This window comes from Flavihumibacter sp. CACIAM 22H1, assembly GCF_001601815.1.
Taxonomy (GTDB): domain Bacteria; phylum Bacteroidota; class Bacteroidia; order Chitinophagales; family Chitinophagaceae; genus Flavihumibacter.
The window spans coordinates 1-3,070 of sequence record NZ_LUKG01000012.1 but is presented as its reverse complement, the minus strand read 5'-3'; the positions used below and the strand labels follow the sequence as shown (position 1 = coordinate 3,070).

Here is a 3,070-nt window from a genome sequence, read left to right as displayed (position 1 = left end):
CTGCACTGTTCAGGTAATCTATATTTACGGCATCAGCCTTAAAAACAGCCGTGTGCCGGTCGATCCTGTTTACGGAAACACCAATATCTGACAGGAGTTCTATAAGCAGGTTTACATCCAGAATATCCGGGATATTCTCAATGCGCATTTCTTCCGGTGTAAGCAAAACGGCACTCAGGATCTGCAGTGCTTCATTTTTTGCACCCTGGGGAATAATACTGCCGGAGAGCTTTTTACCTCCGGCTACTTCAAAACGGTCCATGAAAAGGATGGATTATATATGGTGAATGGTGGGCAGTTCTTATTTAAAGCGCTTCTTAAACTTTTGGCCGCCTCCCCGGTTTCCCCCGTTATCGCGGTTTCCGCCGAGCTCACGGTTGCCTCCACCTCCGCCGCGTTGGTCGTTCCGGCCCTGGTTATTACCGCCTCTTTGTTGGAATTTTTGCTGTCTTTTGCCACCGCCGCCGCCGCTGCGGTAATCGCGTTGGCCCTCATTTGCCCGGTAAGCTTTTACAAAAGGAGTATTCGTAAATTCCAACTGACCACCGGTAATGGAGTTTAATTCGCTTTGGATCGCATCATCGTGTACATTCTCCTTATGCCAGTTACTGTAGGCCAGTTTCATGTAATAGGCAATAGCATTGGCAAAACCCTGTCTTTTTTCCGGGTTTTCTTCCGTCAGCGCCTTATGTATAACCTTTTCAATGTTTTTGCCAATATGAGAATACCGGGGATATCCTTTGGGATAGGGGAGCGGGCTAGGTTTGGCTTTCAGGCTTTCCTTGGTAGGAATCGGGTAGGGAGAGTTTACTTCCAGCTTAAAATCTGAGATCAAAAAGAGGTGATCCCATAACTTATGGCGGAAATCCTCCACATTTTTGAGGTGTGGATTCAAAAATCCCATCAATTCAATCACCGCCCTTGCATTCTTTTCTTTTTTATCTGTATCCTCCACCGACATCAGGTATTCAATCATTTTTTGAATATGACGTCCGTATTCCTTCATCACAAGGTGATTTCTGGTAGTATTATATTCCATTCAGTCAAATTGTTCTATTGCAAATGTAAGTCTTGGGATTCAGGAAAATGCAGCAATTTGCAGTGTTCCCCGAAAATTACAGGATGAAAACTATTGCCTATTTTATAGACCCACTGCTGGAAGCTCCGGAAAACACCCTGGAAAACGGATTTCTGGAAACGTTGGTACCTCTCTTTAACCGGTTGCCCGAATACCGACATATCGTATTATCAGGTTTTGCCGACATAAGCTGGGAAGAAAACACCCCCGACCGGCCGGAATTGGTGGTATTGGAGGCCCGTAGCTCGCTGTTCATAAGTCGTACCCAACGACTTAAAAATAGCCTGAAAACCTGGCTGGATAAAGAACAGCCAGCCGTTTTGGTAAGTTTTGATAAAGATATGATAGCGGATTTTTCCGGGAAAACCGCATTAATAAGTTCCGCAGACAACCTGCTCAAAGACCATAAAGGCCGCGCCTGGAAAAAACGACCGGAAAAACTACCAGCCTGGCTGGCAGCACAATTGATCAGTGTGCCGTTTGAAGAAGACCGGCAGGCGATATTGGGTTTTTTCCCGCAGCTTGCGGATACCATCCGGGTACAATACCCCGCGCTTCAACCCCCTTGTCCCACTATTTCCTGGTCTGAACAGGAAACCCTGAAAATACGGCACTCCGGTGGACGAGATTATTTCCTCTATGCCGGCCCCCTGCATGCCGAAGAATCAATGATTCACCTGCTGAAAGCTTATTCGCAATTAAAAAAATGGCTGATGACCGGTATGCCCCTTCTGCTGGCCGGCCCCTCTACTGAATCAACGGGTAGGCTACAGGAATTGCTGAAAACCTATAAATACCGGGCCGATATAACTGTGCTGGCTGATATTGACCCCATGGAATTGCAGGTATTGCTGGCAGGTACCTACCTGTTAAATTATCCGTTCCAGCCTGGGTATCCAACCTGGCCCCTGGAATGGGCCATTAGTTCCGGTACCCCTTTAGTAACAACCCAGCACCCGCTTACCAATGAAATCTGCAGAACAGGGGCGGCCTATGCAGCGGCAGGTGATATTGATGCCTGGGCCCATCAGATGATGGTGCTTTATAAAGATGAAACCCTGCGGTCAAAGCTGATTGAAAAGGAACAGGAACGCTACCAGGAATTGAATCAATCCCTGACACTTGATAGGTATGCCGCCCTGCTTCGTCAGCTTTCTGCCTGATTAATGCTAAATTTGCAGCCATTAAATGCAACTATGCAACAGTCAACCATTACAGTAGATGTTCTTTTGGACCCCGATAAAGTGCCTGCACAAATTACCTGGAATGCCTCTGCCAGTACAGCGGAAGAAGCGCAGAAAGCCAAGGCCATGATGTTGGCCTTTTGGGATGGTGCGGAAAAAACAGCCCTCAGAATTGACCTGTGGACAAAAGAAATGATGGTGGATGAAATGGCCGATTTTTTTTACCAGACTTTTCTGACCATGGCTGATACCTATCAGCGGGCAACCAGGAATGACGAGTTGGTAGCGGATATCAGGAATTTCGCCCGTGATTTTTACAAAAAATTCCAGGAACAACAAATGAAGGAGCAGCAACCAGGGTAAATGGTGAAAATGCCGCCTCCATTAAAAAGAATACTATGACGCTAGAAGAAAAAATAATGGCCCAAATGAAAGAGGCCATGAAATCAAAAAATGAAGCCGCCCTCAGGGGGTTGCGTGCTATTAAGGCGGAAATTATTAAAGCAAAAACAGAACCTGGGGCAAATGGGCAGCTAACGGAAGAAAACGCTGGAAAAATGTTGCAGAAAATGGTAAAACAGCGTCGTGATTCGCTGGATATTTTCCGTCAGCAGAACAGGGATGACCTGGCAGCTAAGGAGTTGGAAGAAATTGCCATTATTGAGCAGTTTTTGCCCAAACAACTTACCGAAGAGGAATTAAAAACCGCCCTGGAGCAAATAATTGCGGAAACCGGAGCAAGTTCTTCCGCCGACCTGGGGAAAGTAATGGGGGTTGCCTCCAAAAAACTGGCCGGTCAGGCAGATGG

The 3,070-nt window shown here is 46.7% G+C and carries 4 protein-coding genes and 1 pseudogene; 3 read left to right on the top strand and 2 right to left on the bottom strand.

What is annotated here, in order from left to right; all coding sequences use genetic code 11:
• Together A1D16_RS05555 and A1D16_RS05550 are read right to left on the bottom strand one after the other, a co-directional pair.
• Positions 1 to 262 (bottom strand): annotated as a pseudogene (locus A1D16_RS05555) (UDP-N-acetylglucosamine 1-carboxyvinyltransferase); the annotation flags it as partial.
• A 39-nt stretch (positions 263 to 301) separates the two neighbouring features.
• Positions 302 to 1,039 (bottom strand): DUF4290 domain-containing protein, encoded by a 738-nt coding sequence (locus A1D16_RS05550; protein ID WP_290708290.1) that lies wholly within the window; start codon positions 1,037 to 1,039, stop codon positions 302 to 304.
• Between the two features lie 83 nt (positions 1,040 to 1,122).
• Here A1D16_RS05550 and A1D16_RS05545 point away from each other — a divergent pair, with 83 nt between their 5' ends.
• From A1D16_RS05545 to A1D16_RS05535, 3 genes are all read left to right on the top strand, one after another.
• A complete protein-coding gene (locus A1D16_RS05545; protein WP_290708289.1) occupies positions 1,123 to 2,241 on the top strand; it encodes a glycosyltransferase in 1,119 nt (372 codons plus the stop codon).
• A gap of 33 nt (positions 2,242 to 2,274) precedes the next feature.
• Complete coding sequence (gldC, locus tag A1D16_RS05540) at positions 2,275 to 2,625, top strand: gliding motility protein GldC (protein WP_290708288.1); 351 nt, start codon at positions 2,275 to 2,277, stop codon at positions 2,623 to 2,625.
• A gap of 35 nt (positions 2,626 to 2,660) precedes the next feature.
• Positions 2,661 to 3,070, top strand: a 410-nt coding sequence (locus tag A1D16_RS05535; protein WP_290708287.1) for a GatB/YqeY domain-containing protein, incomplete at its 3' end; no start/stop codon positions are given.

Excerpts from the sequence above, each read along its gene's own strand:
- A1D16_RS05550 (WP_290708290.1), bottom strand. The coding sequence starts at position 1,039 with ATGGAATATAATACTACCAGAAATCACCTTGTGATGAAGGAATACGGA.
- gldC (WP_290708288.1), top strand. The coding sequence starts at position 2,275 with ATGCAACAGTCAACCATTACAGTAGATGTTCTTTTGGACCCCGATAAA.
- A1D16_RS05545 (WP_290708289.1), top strand. The coding sequence starts at position 1,123 with ATGAAAACTATTGCCTATTTTATAGACCCACTGCTGGAAGCTCCGGAA.